This window comes from uncultured Apibacter sp. (genome assembly GCF_946479295.1).
In the GTDB taxonomy this organism is placed as follows: domain Bacteria; phylum Bacteroidota; class Bacteroidia; order Flavobacteriales; family Weeksellaceae; genus Apibacter.
In genome coordinates this window covers 1-17,465 of the sequence record NZ_CAMLFD010000017.1, presented here as the reverse complement: position 1 = coordinate 17,465, position 17,465 = coordinate 1, and the positions used below count along the sequence as shown (strand labels likewise).

The window sequence follows — 17,465 nt, the reverse complement described above, 5'->3', positions numbered from 1 at the left end:
GTTCCATTAGAATAATTTAATTGTGAATTTGAAAATAAAATAATGTTAATTACTATGAACAAGATCTCTATATCTATATTAGTTATAGGGTTAATATAATTTTAAATGATCAAACTAAAATTAAGAATTATCCTAAAGGAATTTATAAATCATTTTAAAACTTTACCGAAAAAAACAATCTAAATTTATTGAGCATTTAACAATTAAAATTCGTAAATCTAATATTCAAGATTGTAAATGTTATGATCAAAGAAATATAAAAATAAAAAAGGTGTTAGCAATATCTTACCGAAATAACCTTTATATAATTCTCAATTAAATATCAGAGAAAAACTAACTAACGAAGATAAAAGTTTAGAATGTCATTATTTAAATCATTGTTTAAAAATGCAAGAATTAGTTAGCTACATATCTGATAGATATTTTAATAATGTTACAGCCAGCTTTGTAGCAATTATTGGAGATGATATTATCGGATATTTCATATTATATCCGGTTATTAATAAATCAATGGATATACTATATTAGTAAGAAAGTTAGCATTTTTATTTAATTAGATCGCCTTATAAGTTTAAAAATTTATTTCAAAAAGAGATCTTGATTTTAATCTAAGGTAAAAAATTTGTATATGCATGGAAATATCGAACTATATAAAAGAATTTTAAATAAGATTAAATAAAAAAATCCGGAAAGTTTCCGGATTCCAATTAGTGTAGTAATGAATTTATTAATATCTATATTCATCCGTCTTAAAGGGCCCTTCTACTGAAACGCCAATATATTTTGCTTGTTTTTCAGATAATATATCAAGCTCTACTCCTATTTTAGCTAAATGTAATTTTGCAACTTTTTCATCTAAATGCTTTGGCAAGGTATACACTTTATTTTCATAGTTATGAGAGTTATGCCATAATTCTATCTGAGCTAAAGTTTGATTACAAAATGAATTACTCATAACAAAACTTGGATGTCCGGTTGCACAGCCTAGATTTACTAAACGACCTTCTGCAAGAATTATTATATCTTTACCGTTAATTGTGTACTTATCTACCTGCGGTTTGATAGTTATTTTGGTAGAATCATAGTTTGCATTTAACCAGGCCATATCAATTTCATTGTCAAAATGACCAATATTACAAACTACGGTTTTATCTTTCATCATTTCAAAATGCTTTCCTTGTATTATATCGCAATTCCCCGTACAAGTTATAATAATGTCTGCTTTCGTAATGGCATTATCCATCTTTTTAACTTCATATCCATCCATAGCAGCTTGTAATGCGCATATCGGATCTATTTCAGTTACAATTACTCTGGCTCCGGCTCCTCTAAATGAAGCAGCAGAACCTTTCCCTACATCTCCATAACCAGCTACCACTACTACTTTTCCTGCAATCATTAAATCGGTAGCTCTACGCACGGCATCAACTGCTGACTCTTTACATCCATATTTATTATCGAATTTAGATTTGGTAACAGAATCATTTACATTGATAGCCGGTAATACTAATGTGCCGTTTTTCACTCTTTCATGTAATCTATGTACACCCGTTGTTGTTTCTTCTGATAATCCTTTAATTCCCGAAACTAATTCCGGATATTTATCTAATACCATATTAGTTAAATCTCCTCCATCATCTAAAATCATATTTAAAGGTTTTTTTTCATCTCCGAAGAATAAAGTTTGCTCTATGCACCAATTAAATTCTTCTTCATTCATTCCTTTCCAAGCATAGACCGATGTACCTTTTGCCGCAATAGCAGCAGCAGCATGATCTTGTGTTGAAAAAATATTACATGAGCTCCATGAAACTTCAGCTCCTAATGCCTGCAAAGTTTCAATTAGCACAGCGGTTTGAATAGTCATATGGAGACATCCTGCTATTCTTGCTCCTTTTAATGGCTGCTCCTCTTTATATTCTTTGCGAAGGGCCATTAACCCAGGCATTTCAGCTTCAGCTAATTCTATTTCCATTCGGCCCCACTTTGCCAGTGAGATATCCTTAACTTTGTATGGGATATAATCTATTTTTGTGCTCATACTAATAAAATTTATTCAAAGTTATTAATTTATATCACAACCTACAACATATATTTATCTTTAATGTTTAATTAAAATTAAAATAATTACTATAAAAAAATAAAATATCAACTTTATTCTTGTTTTTAAGAAATATTATCTATAGTAGTTTAACGGATTGATATATCATAAATTAATTACTCTGCTTATTAATTATTAATATTAGTATATTGCTAATATATCATTATTAAATCAGGTAATAGACTATTATTAAATGAATAATTGATTTATTTATAATAAAATATGTACCTTTTTAAACATACAACTATATAATTAGTTTAACAATTTTCTCATTATTCATTACATAAAACAAAATAGTATTTGGATAATTTTAATATTTTTATCTTAATTATTTTTTTATTATGAATTTTAAAAACGAAATAATTCTCCATTTAATTGAATATTCTCCTATATGGGAAAATAATCGCGAAAACCTTACATATCTATCTGAAATAATAAAAGATATAAATTACTCTGATATTATTATTTTACCTGAAATGTTTAATACTGGATTTAGTAATAATGTTTCTAAAATTGCTGAAAAAATGGATGGAAAAACGGTCCAGTGGATGATTGATATTTCTTTGGAAAATCATGTTGCTATTTGTGGAAGCGTAGCTATTAGCGAATATGATGAACATTACAACCGTTTCATATTCATAGCTGATGGAAAAATTGTAGCTACTTATGATAAGCGTCATTTATTTTCTTTTAGCGGAGAAAATATTTTTTACAAACCAGGGAATAGTAAGGTTACATTTATATATCTAGGATGGAAAATTTGTCCAATGATTTGTTATGATTTACGTTTCCCTGTTTGGAACCGAAATACAGAAAATTACGATTTGCTATTAAATGTAGCTAATTGGCCTAAAAAACGAATTGAAGCTTGGGATACCTTACTAAAAGCACGTTCAATTGAAAATTTATGTTATGTTTGTGGAGTTAATAGACTAGGAACTGATGGAAATGGACTTTCCTATCTAGGACATTCCTCAATTTTCACACCCGAGGGAAAACTCTTGAAAGTCAATAAAGTTAATAATTTTATCTATAAACAGATAATTTCTCAAGAAGAAATAAAAAGATGCAGAAACATTTATCATTTTCTTGAAGATCAAGGCCATTTCCAGTTTTTATAAAACCATTTGTTATTTTAACTATAATATAGTGATAAGATTAACTTTCTATTTATAAGATAAATGATTAGATTATATATCTTGTCTCTTACACTTATACTTTTTTATCTTAACATTTATTTAAATATTGTTTTAATATAATTAAAATCAAAATAAACATATTGTGTTAAATCTTTAACTCAGAAACAGTTAAAACACACCTTGTTTTTTACAATTTTCAAAATCAAATAAAGTTGAAAGATATTATCTTAAAATTGAAATATGAAATTAGCAAGATTGATATTATAAGTTTACGTAACTGAAAAATACATTTGTAAAATTAAATCAATAAATATAATACTATGACTAAAGAATTAATTACAGTAAAGGAATTAGAGGAAATTAAACTTGCGGGTATTACTTGTAAAGGTGAATTAGGAAATTGTGATTCATATTATGAAAAACTACTTAATTGGGCTAAAGAAAATAACCTCACTCAATCACCTAACTTCAAACTGATTACAATTTATCATGATAATGTCCAAATGACTGCCCCCTCGGAAGTAAGATGGAGCGTTTGCACTCCAATTGATAATAATTATGATCCACAAGGATATATCAAAACACTTTTCATCCAAAAAGGGAAATATGCTGTAGGTCATTTTGAAATTACTGAAGATTTATTTCAACAATCCTGGAATAAAGTTGTGGATTGGATCCGTGATAATAATTATGAATTCGGAACTCAAGAATCTTTTGAAGTTTATTATAATGATAATAAAACACATCCAGAAAAAAAATTCATTGTAGATTTAGTCATACCAATTAAGTAAGGTATATAAAATAATTTAATTAAGAAATGAATAATCCGGAAGTTTACCTATATACAACTAAATACCTATTTATTTTTTATGTAGTTAACTTCCGGGTTATATAAATTCAATTTATTCTTTATCCTCAAAGTTATTTTATATAAAATAAAGCTTTTTAAAATAAATTTAAAAAATGTCTAAACCTTTTAGTTTGAAAATAGATTGATAAGACGAAAAAGGATAACTAATTTATATAAACCTAATTATTTTTCTGAATTTAAACCAAAAAAAGAAAAACGTACATTTCCATATTTTCTTGTTTCTAGAAAATTAGGATGTTCGGATAAATCTTTTCTTGTATTATGCTCTAAAATAAACTCTCCGTTTTTTGATAAAAAATTATGATTTAAAACACAATGAATTAAATTTTCATATTCTTTATCCTCCATATCGAAAGGTGGATCTGCAAAAATTATATCATAACTTTTATAACTTTCTTTTTCAATGAAATTGAAAACATTTTGTTTGATAATATGTATCTCGTTTATTCCTAGTAATTTATTTGTATCTTGAATAAATTTAACGTGTTTTCCATTTAATTCAACTGAAGTAATATCTTTACAACCACGCGAAGCAAATTCATAATCTATAGATCCAATTCCGGCAAATAAATCTAATACCGATATTTCCGATATATTATACCGGTTAGTAATAATACTAAATAATGCTTCCTTGGCAAAATCAGTAGTGGGCCTAACCTCAAAATTTTTAGGTGCAGTTATTTTTTTCCCTTTATATTTTCCTGCTATTATTCGTATCATATATCTAAAATTGTATAATTTTCTCTCTCAAACTCATTTTCTTCACCAGGAATAACTTTTTGGAAAAGTTTATCAATATTTTTTATTGCTTTTAACCTATGAGGTTTATTATAATAATATAAATGATATGTGGATAGTTCTTTGAATAAAGTTTTTGAAATTACTTTCAAAAAATATTCGATATCTTCTTCAATTTTATAGGGATATATATTATATAAAATTAATTTCTCTTCTTCTACTACTGATATCTCAAAATAATTATCATAAATATATAAAAAAAAACCATTTTTATGCTGGTCATTTTTTATTTTAGATAAAAATTTAAATCCCGTATGAGATATTCTGATTTTATCAGAATATCCTGTAAAAATTTCTTCAATTATTTCCGGGTAATAAAAAACCAACACTAAATTAAAATTGGGAATTAAATTAAAACGTAATCCCATGTTTTCAAATTGAGGTACATTAAGATTTAAAAACTTTTCAGCAGTTTTTTCATCAAAAAATTCAGCCGGGATAAGTGTAAACTTATCATTTAAAATAGTTATATCTAAAAAATTACATTCTTTATTAAAAAAACTATTTTTTTTAAGTTTATTAGTAATTATTTCCTTATCTGCTGGTGTTAGTAAGCTTTCATAATGAATAATTTTTTTTTCATTATTTTCAATATACGAAGCTTTATTATCTTCAAATAAAAAATTTATTGTGGTAGATAAAGCATAATTAATGATATGTAATCCTTTACTTTTTTTCAAAGCTTGATTATTATAAAAGACAAATATAAATCATATCATTATCATACACAATTTTAAATATGAACCAATATTTCTTTCTAACTATTTAATATATTGAATAGTATCTATTTAATATTCTATATTTTTGTATATAATTTAGTTTAAAACTATTTTTATAACTATTATTTAATTTTGTTAATCAATAATTTATTCATTGAGGTTATCTTTAAAAAGCCATACAATTGCTTTTATATATAAGTAATTTTATTTTGCTTTGCAAAATGAGGTTTTTAATTTGATAATTCACAGATTTATTGTTATTTAAAAGTATTTTTGATTTTATCCTTAGTGTTAAAAATTTCCTTTTTTTAAATACTTTTTGTAAATTTGCCGGCTTATAAATTTGAATATAAATGAACGTTACACAAAACAAAATAGATGATTTAAATACTATTGTTAAAATCACCATTAAGCCAGAAGACTATAAACCAAATGTTGAAAAGTCACTTAATGATTATCGTAAAAAGCTTAATATGCCTGGCTTCAGAAAAGGAAAAGCACCTATGAGTATTGTAAAAAAACAATATGAAGGTGCAGTAACTTTTGAAGAAATCAACAAAGTTTTAAATGATGCTTTAAGTAACTTCATTTCAGAAAATAAATTATCTATATTAGGGCAACCTTTACCTAAAACGAATAATGATTTTGATGCAAATGCAAAAGAAATGACTTTTGAATTTGAATTAGGCTTAGCACCTGAATTTAAAGTTGATCTTTCGAAAGCTAAAATACCTTATTATAAAATTGAGGCTACAAACAAAGAGATTGATGATACAGTAGCCAGAATTCAAACCCAATTCGGCGAGATTAAAGATGCGGATCAAATAGAAGAAGGTGGTAATTTTGTTGGAGAAGTTAATGAAATTGATATGGAAGGGAATATTGTTGAAGGAGGAAAAAATACTACTTTTACTTTTTTAGTTGACGATTTAAAAAATAAAGAAGATTTTTTAGGTAAAAAAATTGGTGATATCGTAAAAATAAATGCTCAAGATTTATTTAATGATGTTCATCAACTTCAACATTTCTTAGGATTATCACATGAAGAAGCTCACCAATTTAATGCTGAATTAAAAATAACCATTGAAAAAACATCTATAAAAACTAAGGCCGAATTAAATCAAGATATTTTCGATAAAGTTTATGGTAAAGATAAAGTAACTAGTGAAGAAGAGTTACGGTCAAAAATTAAAGAAGAAATCGAAAACTACTATAAGAAAGAATCAGATACTAAATTTATGAATGATTCTGTAGAGTGGTTGCTGGATAACATTAAGTTTGATTTACCTTCAGAATTTTTGACAAAATTCATTAAAAGCAAAGCTAAAGAACCGATTAGTGATGAAAAAGCCACTACTGAATATGAAAAATCTGCTAAAGCTTTGCGTTATCAATTAATTGAAGGCCAAATTTTATCTGATAATAATGTGAGCGTGCAATATAATGATTTAGTAGAATTCACAAAAAATCAAATGAAACAACAATTTGCAATGTATGGTTACGTAGATATTCCTGACACTGAATTAGACAAATACGTTGCCAATGCTATGAAGAATGAAGAACATGTACGCCAGTCATCCGGAAACTTATTACAACAAGAATTATTTAAAATTTTCGATACTAAAATTCAGAAAAAAGAAAAGACTTTAACATTAGAAAAATTTGATGAAATATTAAAAAAAGAATCTGAAGAAAAAAAGGATAAATAATAAATTATTTATTTTTATCAATAAAATATTAAAAAACAGGCTATTAAAAAATAGTCTGTTTTTTTTATATAAAATATAATCTCTATTAAAATATTTATATGTATATTGCAAAGCAAAAAGTCATCTTTAGTGCAAAAGATGACTTTTTCTAATAAATACTCAATCAATTATGATCTTTCAATTAAGAAATTGAGTTACTAGTACATTAATTAATAATTCTTCTAAGCTTTTAGTGTTAAAGTGTGTGTGTTTTTAAGCCTTAGTGTTAATTAATAATTATTATTCTTTTTAAAGTAGTTTTTAATGTTAATGAATTTTAAGCTTTCTTATTAAATTAATAATTAATATTTTTTTGAGTTTTATTTTCAATATTTATTTTCGTTTTTAGATCCTTTATTTTAATTAGCCTCATTTATTTGAATGCAAATTTATAGATTTTTTTCTAACAACCAAAAACGATATTATTTATTTCTATAATCATAGATAAAAAACAATATTCCAAACTGTTTACAAAAAAAATATTTACCTGATATTAAATATGATACAAATCAATATGAGATATATATTGACAAATGTTAAATTTTTTATAAAATTATATTGACAAATTTTAACTTTAAATACATATCTAAAAACTGTAAATAATAGATTTTTTTTGATATATTATCAAGAAATATAGCCAAATTATAAAAGTTCACTCCTCTTTATTTTTATTAAATGAATCCAATATCAATTTCTGCCTAAGATTGAGTAATCTTTTCATATTATGGAAAACTCTTCCTGTAAGACTCCTTACCCATCCTTTCTTTTTTAAAGATGGTAATATTTGCTCAAGCGTATCAAAGCTTTTATGCATTTTTTGAATTTCTATTTTACTAAGTTTATCATCATCTACAATTGAAATAATTTCTTCCTCAAGTTTTATTCTTAGTAGCTTTAATTTTTGCTTAACTTTTATAATTTCTTCAGTATTGAAATAATCATCATATTCATCAAACTTTTCACAGAATTTATCAATCTGCTCCTGTTCATCTACTAATAGTCCCAAGGGAGAAGCTAAAGATATCTCATTCCATATTATGTCAAGCCATTGCTCTATTTTAGAATATACATCATTTATATTATCTAAAATAAAATTTTCATACATTGAAAATTTACCAGGTACAGATTCTCCAGATATATTAAATTTTTCATTATTATTTTTCTCGATAAAATGATTTTCATCTTTAAATATTATAAAATATTTGGGTTCTATTAAATATAGAAGTTTTATCGAATTTTGATTTATATCAACTTTAAAGTCAATATATTCAAATTTATCGTTCTGTTTAAATATTTCAATAATATTCTCTAAAAATTCTTTTTGTATCATATTCTAAAGCAGTTAGATAAATAATTAGTTCGTAAATATAAATATTTAATCTTGAAAATTATCAATATAAAACTTTTTTTTTAATTTTGTACTATTAATAATCATACATATTTTTTTATATATTCATCATTATAATTTAATTATTATGGAAAATAAGCATAAAACCACTATTGATAGATTAATAGATTTTATGGATTATAAAAACCTTAATGATAATAAGCTAACTAAATTAGCTAACTTATCAGTCGGATTAATTGGAAGAGCAAGAAGAAATAAATCTGGCTTACATACCGACACTATTGAAAAAATATTACATACTTTTCCCGAATTAAATCCTACTTGGCTATTAACCGGAAATGGTTCTATGCTTTTATCTACAGAGGATAATGTTATCCCCAAAAGTATACCACTAATTAAAAATTCTGATACTTTTATAGATGAAATATTTACCACTCAGAAAGATATTATATATATGCTAAAGAAAAAATATTTTAAAATTGAGGGTTCTTAAATAAATATTGCGACTTCATTGTATGGCTTCAATAATTGCATAAACGGGAAAATGATCGCTATATCCTCCCAAATATCTACTTCCTGAATAGGTTCGCCAAGGAGTGCCTAATTTTCCCCTATCTTTATTTTGTAGAACTGGAATATTGAATATTTTGGATTGATTAAATCGCAATGAATTATTTTCATCATAAAAAGTTTTAGAAAAAATAATTTGATCAAATAGCATTCCTTTTCCTTCATGGAAAGTACTGTATTGATTATTCCTATATAATTCTTCAAAAGGATTATATAGTTCTCTTGTTTTTAATTCTTGGATTGTTTTTTTACACCAAAGCTCTTGATACAAATAGTTAGTGACAGGATTCTCATTAAAATCTCCCAAAATCACTATATTAGCTTTCTCATCTTTGTCAAAAACTTCATTTATCTTTTTTCTTAATGCATGTAGTATGTAAATTCTCTTTGATAAATTTATATTATTCTCTCTTTGAGATGGTAAATGCAAAACAAAAAAATGAATTGGATTGCTTTCAAGATTACCTTTCGCATAAGTAATATCTCTAGTAAAATCTCTGCTTCCATCACTATTAAAAATTGGAATACGAATAAATTCTGAGTCATGAACCGTAAAAAATTCCTTATCATAAAAAAAAGCAGTATCAATTCCTCTTTCATCTAAAGAATCTTTATGTATATATCCATAATTTGCTTTAAATGGAAATTCTTCAAGCAAATCATCTATAACATTTTTATTTTCAATCTCACATAATCCAAAAAATGTTGGTAGTTTCTGAGTTTCTTCTTTTCCTATATTACTAATAACTTTTGCAATCTTTGCTAATTTATTTTTATATCTTGAAAAGCTCCAAGTTCTATGTCCCTGAAATGGTAATTTAAGTATAGATGAATTTCTATTATTTCGCGATTGATACAGATTTTCTACATTATAAAATGCAATAGTGTGATGCATATATATTATTTATAAAACTAAATTATTAAAATTATAAGTAAAAGAGTGAAATTTTATAATCAGTTATTATTTTTTTAAGCCCAAATAAATTACAACATTTATACCTATGTTTTTATTATTTAAAATAAAGTTTTTTAAATTTAAAATTATATAATTCACATATTGTAATAAAAAGTAAATTTTAATTATTATTCCTTAAATATATAAAGATCAAAAACTAAAAAACATTAACAAATTATAACGCTAAAGTAAGTTTAATTGCATGTATATACATTAGATAATATTAATATTAACAATTTATAATTTAAAAGAATGAAACCCAAAATTTCTGAGCAAGAAAACTTTTTAAATGAGATTGTTCTAATAATTTTGATAATTCAAAGGGTATATAAATTTGAAAATCGTTTTTCTCATCTTCTAGTTGATCTAATAAAGCCGAAAAACTTATATTCGAAATTAATTTTTCCCCGAGAAATGCAGAAACCAATAAAGCTATTTTATTAACAATATAGGTTGAATTAAATAATGATATATGTGAAATATCAGATATTAAGGAATAATATTCTTTTAAACGATCATTAAGGATATATTTTAAAAATTTGGTACAGGCATTTTGCATTTTACTATTCATTTTATCTAAAAATAGATTTGAAACACTAAATAATATATGCATATTCCCTATACCCTTTAAAATGGATTCAAATTTTTTATTTTCTCCTTTTTCTACAATCAATTCTAATATACTAGCAATCGTTGTTTGAAATGCTTGGGAAACTTTAGAGTTTTCTTCTTTTAAAATTTTAGATGTGTTTTTTACAATTTCAGGAGTTATAAATTCTGAAATAGAATTAAATAAATATTCCATAAATAATCTTTAGCGTTAATGTTTTATATATAATTTCAAAAAATATACCATTTGCGCTATAATATAAAATAAATTTATTTTTTATAATAAAATATTACAATTATTTTTTATGAACAAAAAATCCCTTAATTAAAAGGGATTTTTTGTTTATAAAATTTTTATTTAACTGTTGATCCGTTATCTATTTTGTCATCATCGGGCGTTATAAAAGAAAATTTTCCATCTTTTCTTTGGGTTAAGAGTAACATACCTTGACTTTCAATACCTCGAATTTTTCTTGGGGCAAGATTAAGAAGTACGGTTACTTGTTTACCTACTAATTCTTCGGGAGAAAAACTTTCCGCAATGCCTGAGACTATAGTTCGTATGTCTACTCCGGTATCCACTTTGAATTGTAATAACTTATCCGCTTTTTCAACTTTTTTAGCTTCTAAAATTGTACCGATTCTTAAATCAATTTTTTCAAATTCATCAAAATTGATACTCTCTTTCGGCGCTTCATAATTATTATTTATATTTTCATTCTGTTTTTTAGAATTTTCAAGTTTCTCTATTTGATAATCAATTTCCTTATCATCAATTTTGTCAAATAGTAATGGAATAAGATTTATTTTAGATCCTGAAGGTAATAATATTTTATTTGCTTCCAGTTCTTTCCAAGAATTATATGTTAAATTTAAACCTTCCATAATTTTTTTTGAAGTAAAAGGAAGGAATGGCTCTGATAATTCTCCAAGATAAGCTGCTATTTGAGCTGATACGTATAAAGTTTCTTTTACTTTTTCGGGATCTTCTTTTACTTTTTTCCAAGGTTCTTGTTCTTGTAAAAATTTATTACCTAAACGTGCTAAATTCATTAAAGAACTTAAACCGTTTCTAAATTCATATTTTGATAAATAAAGAGATATTTCAGCTGATATCTTAGATAAGCTATCCAATTCATGAGAATGAAAATTTTCACTTACTTCAGGAATTATTCCTTCATAATACTTATTAATTAGTACGGAAACTCTATTAATAAAATTGCCGAATATGCCTACTAACTCTGAATTATTTTTAGTTTGAAAGTCTTTCCATGTAAAATTATTATCTTTAGACTCAGGTGCATTAGCTAATAAAGTATAGCGCAATGAATCTTGCTTCCCGGGAAAATCATGAAGATATTCATGTGCCCAAACAGCCCAATTTCTTGAAGTTGAAATTTTTTCATTTTCTAAATTTAAAAATTCGTTTGCAGGAACATTATCGGGTAATATATAATCACCATGAGCTTTTAACATAGCAGGAAAAATTATACAATGAAAAACTATATTATCCTTTGCAATAAAGTGAACAAGCTTAGTTGAACTATCTTGCCAATAAGGTTTCCAGTCTTTTCCTTCTCGTTCTGCCCATTCTTTTGTAGATGAAATATATCCGATAGGAGCATCAAACCATACATATAAAACTTTACCTTTTTCATCTTTTAAAGGAACCGGAACCCCCCAATCTAAATCGCGTGTCATAGCTCGAGGTTTTAACCCCTCCTCTAACCAAGATTTAACCTGACCATAAACGTTAGGTTTCCAATCCTTTTTATGTCCCTTTAAAATCCATTCTGAAATAAAATCTTGATATTCATTAAGGGATAAGTACCAATGCTTTGTCTTTTTTAAAATTGGCTTTTCGCCGCTTAACATAGAATGTGGATTAATTAATTCATCAGGACTTAAAGTGGTTCCACATTTTTCGCATTGGTCTCCATAGGCATTATTATTACCACACTTTGGACATATACCTACAATATAACGATCTGCTAAGAATTCTTTTGCTTTTTCATCAAAATATTGTTCAGTTTCTTTCTCAATGAATTTTCCATCATGATATAATTTTAAAAAAAAGTCTTGCGCTGTTTTTATATGAATAGGAGCTGTTGTTCTAGAATAATTGTCATAAGATATTCCTAATTCAATAAATGTTTGTTTCATTAATTCATGATACCTATCCACAACACCCTGTGGGGTAATTCCTTCTTTTTTTGCTCTTATAGTTATCGGAATTCCATGTTCATCTGAACCACCTATTAATAGTACATCATGCTTATTTCTTCGTAAAAATCGGGCATATACGTCTGCAGGTATATATACTCCTGCTAAATGACCGATATGTAAAGGTCCATTTGCATAAGGTAGTGCTGTAGTTATAGTATATCTACTCATTTATAATTTATTTTTTTAAACAACTGCTTTATGTAGCAATATTTAACAAAGGTACAAAGTAAGTATATATGAAAAAAGAATTACATTATTTTTATATTTTGTTGAAACAAATTATCTAAAGTTATTAATATTAGTTAGGAGGTGATAAGTAAATAAATGGGACATAGGGTATATTTCTTAAAACCATATAAACAAGAATAATTAAAATACCAATTATACCCAATTTATTTGAAAACATAAAATCTAAAACAAATTTTTTCCCTCGAAAAATATATACTTCAATGTTAACATAAAATAAATATAAAAAAAAAGGTATTAAATAAATAAAAAAATTATACCGTAATGCTAATAAAAAGTTGCCATGAAGTAAATTATGTAAAGCTCTTTGTCCACCACATCCAGCACAATTTAAGCCAGTAACTAATTTAAAAAAACAAGGTAGTCCATAATTTGATTTACCCGGATCATAATAATAATAATAGATACAAACAAGTGCAATTAGCAACAGCGTTAAAAATAAAATTAAATATTTATTAATTAGAATTTTAGTAAACACAATTTTATAAAATTTTTATAAAATATTTAGTTAAACATACTAATTTTAATAACATCTTGTACCAGCCATTATCTTTATTTACCTTTTATAAGATATGAAATAGTTAATCCTACAGTAAGTCCAAATAATCCTAAACTAAAATTGGAAAAATTTTTAGCCATTTTAGATTTAGATAAAGCACTAGAGTAATTTCCTTGTACATATTCTTTAGATACTTGATTGGCAAAATAAATGGCTACACCACCAAGAATCAATCCTAACGGGTTGCAGACAAAAAAATTAAGGACTGTTGTTATGATAGCTAATGTCATATGATTTTTGGGTGGTTCATTGTTTTGTTGTACATCATTTTTTTCATTAGCATAACCTGAATTTTCGTAGATTTTGTTAGTTTGTTCTTCCATAAAATTTATTTTATTATTAATAATTTATATAAATTTAACATTTTATTACACTTTAAATAATTTAAGTAAATTATTTATATTTAAATTAAAATTGTAAAGAATCGCTTATTAATAACATTATCTTTACTGTGGCAAAAGTAAAATAAATATTATTTATAAACAAACATTAAAGCTTTATTAAACTTTTATTAAAATTTTATTTTAGATAAAAAATTAAACATCAAATTAACTCCAATTTAATTTATCCTATTTTCTACCACTCTTTCATCTAAGTAGATTTTTCATATTCACCATTATTATTCATACGAAACAATAAATATCTTTTTATTGTCTTCTTATATATTTAGATATTTGCAAAAAATAAATTAATGATATCTTTAGAAACTAAAACATTTTGTAATTGTTTAATGAATGCTTCCGGGGTTCAATGTATGAGTTTAGAAGAATTATCAATATGAAAAATTCATAATCAGAAGCATTGATAACTAAAAGTTGTTCAATATCTCCTTGAGAAGGTAACTCAACTCTAAGATATGTAGATTTATAAACAGAAAGTATAAATTTTCTATGGGATTGCCCAACCTTGACTTTGAGTTTTACCTTGATTATGCACTAAAAGAACATAAATCCGGAAATGATAATTTATTTTTTTCAGTAACAGTTCTCACTTTAGAAGATAATATTGAAATGTTAATAACAGCACTGTTAAAAATAAAATTTATCAATTAGAATTTTAGTAAACACAATTCTATAAAATATTTATAAAATACTTCGTTAAACATACTAATTTTTAATAATATTAAGCACCGATATACCATAAAAAGACAATTAAATATACCATAAACAGACAATAACATAATAAAATTAATACTGCTAATCCTAAATTAATACTTAAATTAATATACGTTAAAATTTTAGCTTTATTAGATTTAGATAAAGCTCTAGAGTAATTTCCATGTACATATTCTCTAAATACTTGATTGCCGAAATTAATGGCAATACCACCAACAATGAATCCTACCGGGTTGAAGCAAAAAAAACTAAGAATTGTGGTTATGATAGCTAATGTCTTATAATCTTTGGGTAGTACATTGTTTTGTTGTACATCATTTTTTTCATTAGTATAACCTGAATTTTCGTATATTTGGTTAGTTTGTTCTTCCATAAAATTTATTTGATTATTAATTACTTATATAAATTTAACATTTTATCACACTTTAAATAATTTAAGTAAATTATATTAAATCTATAAAGCAATCGCTTATTCATAACATTATCTTTACTGTAACAAAAGCATTGCAAATATAATATTATGTTTAATCAAATATTATATTTTATTTTAGAAAAAAAATTAAACTTCAAATTAACTCTCATTTAATTTATCCTATTTCCCGCGACTCTTTCATCTAAGTAGATTTTTCATATTCATCATTATTTTTCTAAACGATAAATATCTTTTTATTATCATCTGGATATTTGCAAAAAAGAAATTAATGATATCATTTCCAATAAAACATTTTAGTAATTGTTTGATGAATTCTTCCGGAGTTGAATGTATGACTTTAAAAGAATTATTAAATATGAAAAATTCCTAATCTGAAGCATTGATAACTAAAAGTTGTACAATATCTCCTCGAGAAGGTAACTCATCTCCAAGATATGTAGATTTATAAACAGGATGTATAAATTTTCTATGGAATTGCTCAACCTTGACTTTGAGTTTTATCTTGATTATGTACTAAAAGAACATAAATCCGAAAATGATAATTTATTTTTTTTCAGTAACAGTTCTTACTTTAGAAGATAATATTGAAATACTAATATCAGCACTGTTAAAAATAAAATTAAATATTTATTAATTAGAATTTTAGTAAACACAATTTTATAAAATATTTATAAAATACTCCTTTAAACATACTAATTTTTAATAACATTAATCAAGGAACCAGAAACCATGCGAACTATAAAGCGGAGTTGATAAAATTTTAATAATTATTACTACTATATAAATAATATAACATACTAAAAATAATGCAACTATTCCTATATTAATATAGGTTAAAATTTTAGCTTTATTAGATTTAGATAAAGCACTAGAGTAATTTCCTTGTACATATTCTCTAAATACTTGATTGCCGAAATTAATGGCAATACCACCAACAATCAATCCTACCGGGTTGCAGCAAAAAAAACTAAGAATTGTAGTTATGATAGCTAATGTCATATAATCTTTGGGTAGTACATTATTTTGTTTTACATCGTTTTTTTCATTAGTATAACCTAAATTTTCATAGATTTGGTTAGTTTCATGTTCTGCCATAAAATTTATTTGATTAATAATTATTTATATAAATTTAACATTTTATTACACTTTAAATAATTTAAATTAAAAATATAAAGAATCGCTTTATTCATAATATTATCTTTACTGTGACAAAAGTATCGCAAATATTCTTGTTTAAGAAAATATTATATTTTAATTAAAAATTTATTTTAGAGAAAAAATTAAATGTCAAATTAACTCCAATTTAATTTATCCTATTTTCAACTTTTCTTTAACATAAGTTGATTTATTACATTCATCATTTTTTTTCATACTAAACAATAATTACCTTTTTATTGTCATCTTATATATTTAGATATTTGCAAAATAAATTAATGATATCTTTAGAAACTAAAAAATTTAGTTATTGTTTATTGAATTCTTCCGGGATTGAATGTATGATTTTAAAAGAATTATTAAATAAGAAAAATTTCTAATCAGGAATATGGATAGCTAAAAGATATATAATATCTCTGAAGGTAACTCAACTCCAAGATATGTAGATCTACAACTAGAAAGTATAAATTCTATGGATTGTCAAATCTTGGCTTTGAGTTTTACCTTGATTATGTACTAAAAGAACATAAATACGGAAATGATAATTTGCTTTTTTCAGTAGCAAGTCTTACTTTATAAGATAATATTGAAATGCTAATAGTAGCACTGTTAAAAATAAAATTAAATATTTATTAATCAGAATTTTTGTAAACACAATTCTATAAAATATTTCGTTAAACATACTAATTTTTAATAGCATTTATACCAGCTATTACCTCCTATTCAAACCTTCAATAATTAATACTACTATATAAATAATATAAATTATTGTAAATAATGCAGTTATCCCTATATTAATATAGGTTAAAACTTTAGCAGTATTAGATTTAGATAAAGCACTAGAGTAATTTCCTTGTACATATTCTCTTGATA

General features: G+C 24.8%; 17 protein-coding genes. 6 read left to right on the top strand and 11 right to left on the bottom strand.

The features are described 5' to 3' along the window. Positions 1-387 precede the first annotated feature (387 nt). Positions 388-528 carry a hypothetical protein gene (locus Q0T35_RS09500; RefSeq protein ID WP_295842796.1) on the top strand — a complete coding sequence of 47 codons (141 nt, stop codon included), beginning with the start codon at positions 388-390 and terminating at the stop codon, positions 526-528. A gap of 199 nt (positions 529-727) precedes the next feature. Here the strand turns inward: Q0T35_RS09500 and ahcY are convergent, their stop codons facing one another. Beyond that, positions 728-2,041, bottom strand: a complete 1,314-nt coding sequence (gene ahcY / locus Q0T35_RS09495) for an adenosylhomocysteinase (protein WP_295842793.1) — start codon at positions 2,039-2,041, stop codon at positions 728-730. Between the two features lie 401 nt (positions 2,042-2,442). Here ahcY and Q0T35_RS09490 point away from each other — a divergent pair, with 401 nt between their 5' ends. Both Q0T35_RS09490 and Q0T35_RS09485 read left to right on the top strand, forming a co-directional pair. Continuing rightward, on the top strand, positions 2,443-3,222 hold the full coding sequence (locus tag Q0T35_RS09490; RefSeq protein WP_295842791.1) for a nitrilase-related carbon-nitrogen hydrolase: 780 nt from the start codon (positions 2,443-2,445) through the stop codon (positions 3,220-3,222). A 338-nt stretch (positions 3,223-3,560) separates the two neighbouring features. Continuing rightward, the gene (locus Q0T35_RS09485; RefSeq protein ID WP_295812659.1) at positions 3,561-4,031 is read left to right on the top strand and encodes a GyrI-like domain-containing protein; all 471 of its coding nucleotides are present in this window, start codon (positions 3,561-3,563) and stop codon (positions 4,029-4,031) included. A 242-nt stretch (positions 4,032-4,273) separates the two neighbouring features. Here Q0T35_RS09485 and Q0T35_RS09480 read toward each other — a convergent pair whose 3' ends face one another. Together Q0T35_RS09480 and Q0T35_RS09475 are read right to left on the bottom strand one after the other, a co-directional pair. Then, positions 4,274-4,831: an RsmD family RNA methyltransferase gene (locus Q0T35_RS09480; protein ID WP_295842789.1), complete on the bottom strand. Its 558-nt coding sequence runs from the start codon at positions 4,829-4,831 to the stop codon at positions 4,274-4,276. Further along, on the bottom strand, positions 4,828-5,589 hold the full coding sequence (locus tag Q0T35_RS09475; RefSeq protein ID WP_293917914.1) for a DUF3822 family protein: 762 nt from the start codon (positions 5,587-5,589) through the stop codon (positions 4,828-4,830). The genes Q0T35_RS09480 and Q0T35_RS09475 overlap by 4 nt, the downstream gene beginning before the upstream one ends. A 392-nt stretch (positions 5,590-5,981) precedes the next feature. On the opposite strand from Q0T35_RS09475, the gene tig reads away from it, so the two are divergent. Beyond that, positions 5,982-7,337, top strand: coding sequence for a trigger factor (gene tig / locus Q0T35_RS09470; protein WP_295842788.1), 1,356 nt, complete (start codon positions 5,982-5,984; stop codon positions 7,335-7,337). Between the two features lie 691 nt (positions 7,338-8,028). On the opposite strand, the gene Q0T35_RS09465 is transcribed toward tig, so the two are convergent. After that, complete coding sequence (locus tag Q0T35_RS09465) at positions 8,029-8,706, bottom strand: hypothetical protein (protein WP_293917910.1); 678 nt, start codon at positions 8,704-8,706, stop codon at positions 8,029-8,031. Positions 8,707-8,851: 145 nt separating this feature from the next. Between Q0T35_RS09465 and Q0T35_RS09460 the strand changes: the two genes are divergently transcribed. Continuing rightward, a complete protein-coding gene (locus Q0T35_RS09460; RefSeq protein ID WP_295812648.1) occupies positions 8,852-9,217 on the top strand; it encodes a hypothetical protein in 366 nt (121 codons plus the stop codon). Between the two features lie 15 nt (positions 9,218-9,232). On the opposite strand, the gene Q0T35_RS09455 is transcribed toward Q0T35_RS09460, so the two are convergent. The 5 genes from Q0T35_RS09455 to Q0T35_RS09440 all read right to left on the bottom strand — a co-directional run bounded on the left by Q0T35_RS09455 (position 9,233) and on the right by Q0T35_RS09440 (position 14,212). Next, on the bottom strand, positions 9,233-10,189 hold the full coding sequence (locus tag Q0T35_RS09455) for a hypothetical protein (RefSeq protein ID WP_295842786.1): 957 nt from the start codon (positions 10,187-10,189) through the stop codon (positions 9,233-9,235). 304 nt (positions 10,190-10,493) lie between these two features. After that, the gene (locus Q0T35_RS09450) at positions 10,494-11,054 is read right to left on the bottom strand and encodes a hypothetical protein (protein WP_295842782.1); all 561 of its coding nucleotides are present in this window, start codon (positions 11,052-11,054) and stop codon (positions 10,494-10,496) included. A gap of 158 nt (positions 11,055-11,212) precedes the next feature. Beyond that, entirely contained in the window at positions 11,213-13,252 is a 2,040-nt protein-coding gene (metG, locus tag Q0T35_RS09445) for a methionine--tRNA ligase (protein WP_295842781.1), read from the bottom strand. A gap of 130 nt (positions 13,253-13,382) precedes the next feature. Beyond that, the gene (locus Q0T35_RS11185; protein WP_366937736.1) at positions 13,383-13,808 is read right to left on the bottom strand and encodes a DUF2752 domain-containing protein; all 426 of its coding nucleotides are present in this window, start codon (positions 13,806-13,808) and stop codon (positions 13,383-13,385) included. A gap of 74 nt (positions 13,809-13,882) precedes the next feature. Then, entirely contained in the window at positions 13,883-14,212 is a 330-nt protein-coding gene (locus Q0T35_RS09440) for a CD225/dispanin family protein (protein ID WP_295842780.1), read from the bottom strand. Positions 14,213-14,779: 567 nt separating this feature from the next. Between Q0T35_RS09440 and Q0T35_RS09435 the strand changes: the two genes are divergently transcribed. Then, a complete protein-coding gene (locus Q0T35_RS09435) occupies positions 14,780-14,941 on the top strand; it encodes a hypothetical protein (protein ID WP_295812633.1) in 162 nt (53 codons plus the stop codon). Between the two features lie 70 nt (positions 14,942-15,011). Here the strand turns inward: Q0T35_RS09435 and Q0T35_RS09430 are convergent, their stop codons facing one another. Beyond that, the gene (locus tag Q0T35_RS09430) at positions 15,012-15,377 is read right to left on the bottom strand and encodes a CD225/dispanin family protein (RefSeq protein WP_295812630.1); all 366 of its coding nucleotides are present in this window, start codon (positions 15,375-15,377) and stop codon (positions 15,012-15,014) included. 768 nt (positions 15,378-16,145) lie between these two features. Continuing rightward, positions 16,146-16,532, bottom strand: a complete 387-nt coding sequence (locus Q0T35_RS09425) for a CD225/dispanin family protein (RefSeq protein ID WP_295842779.1) — start codon at positions 16,530-16,532, stop codon at positions 16,146-16,148. Between the last annotated feature and the right edge of the window lie 933 nt (positions 16,533-17,465).

Coding starts and splice junctions, on each gene's coding strand:
- tig (WP_295842788.1), top strand. CDS start 5,982: ATGAACGTTACACAAAACAAAATAGATGATTTAAATACTATTGTTAAA.
- Q0T35_RS09440 (WP_295842780.1), bottom strand. CDS start 14,212: ATGGAAGAACAAACTAACAAAATCTACGAAAATTCAGGTTATGCTAAT.
- Q0T35_RS09485 (WP_295812659.1), top strand. CDS start 3,561: ATGACTAAAGAATTAATTACAGTAAAGGAATTAGAGGAAATTAAACTT.
- Q0T35_RS09490 (WP_295842791.1), top strand. CDS start 2,443: ATGAATTTTAAAAACGAAATAATTCTCCATTTAATTGAATATTCTCCT.
- Q0T35_RS09450 (WP_295842782.1), bottom strand. CDS start 11,054: ATGGAATATTTATTTAATTCTATTTCAGAATTTATAACTCCTGAAATT.
- Q0T35_RS09430 (WP_295812630.1), bottom strand. CDS start 15,377: ATGGAAGAACAAACTAACCAAATATACGAAAATTCAGGTTATACTAAT.
- Q0T35_RS09480 (WP_295842789.1), bottom strand. CDS start 4,831: ATGATACGAATAATAGCAGGAAAATATAAAGGGAAAAAAATAACTGCA.
- Q0T35_RS09465 (WP_293917910.1), bottom strand. CDS start 8,706: ATGATACAAAAAGAATTTTTAGAGAATATTATTGAAATATTTAAACAG.
- metG (WP_295842781.1), bottom strand. CDS start 13,252: ATGAGTAGATATACTATAACTACAGCACTACCTTATGCAAATGGACCT.
- Q0T35_RS09455 (WP_295842786.1), bottom strand. CDS start 10,189: ATGCATCACACTATTGCATTTTATAATGTAGAAAATCTGTATCAATCG.
- Q0T35_RS09425 (WP_295842779.1), bottom strand. CDS start 16,532: ATGGCAGAACATGAAACTAACCAAATCTATGAAAATTTAGGTTATACT.
- Q0T35_RS09435 (WP_295812633.1), top strand. CDS start 14,780: ATGGGATTGCCCAACCTTGACTTTGAGTTTTACCTTGATTATGCACTA.
- Q0T35_RS09460 (WP_295812648.1), top strand. CDS start 8,852: ATGGAAAATAAGCATAAAACCACTATTGATAGATTAATAGATTTTATG.
- Q0T35_RS09500 (WP_295842796.1), top strand. CDS start 388: ATGCAAGAATTAGTTAGCTACATATCTGATAGATATTTTAATAATGTT.
- ahcY (WP_295842793.1), bottom strand. CDS start 2,041: ATGAGCACAAAAATAGATTATATCCCATACAAAGTTAAGGATATCTCA.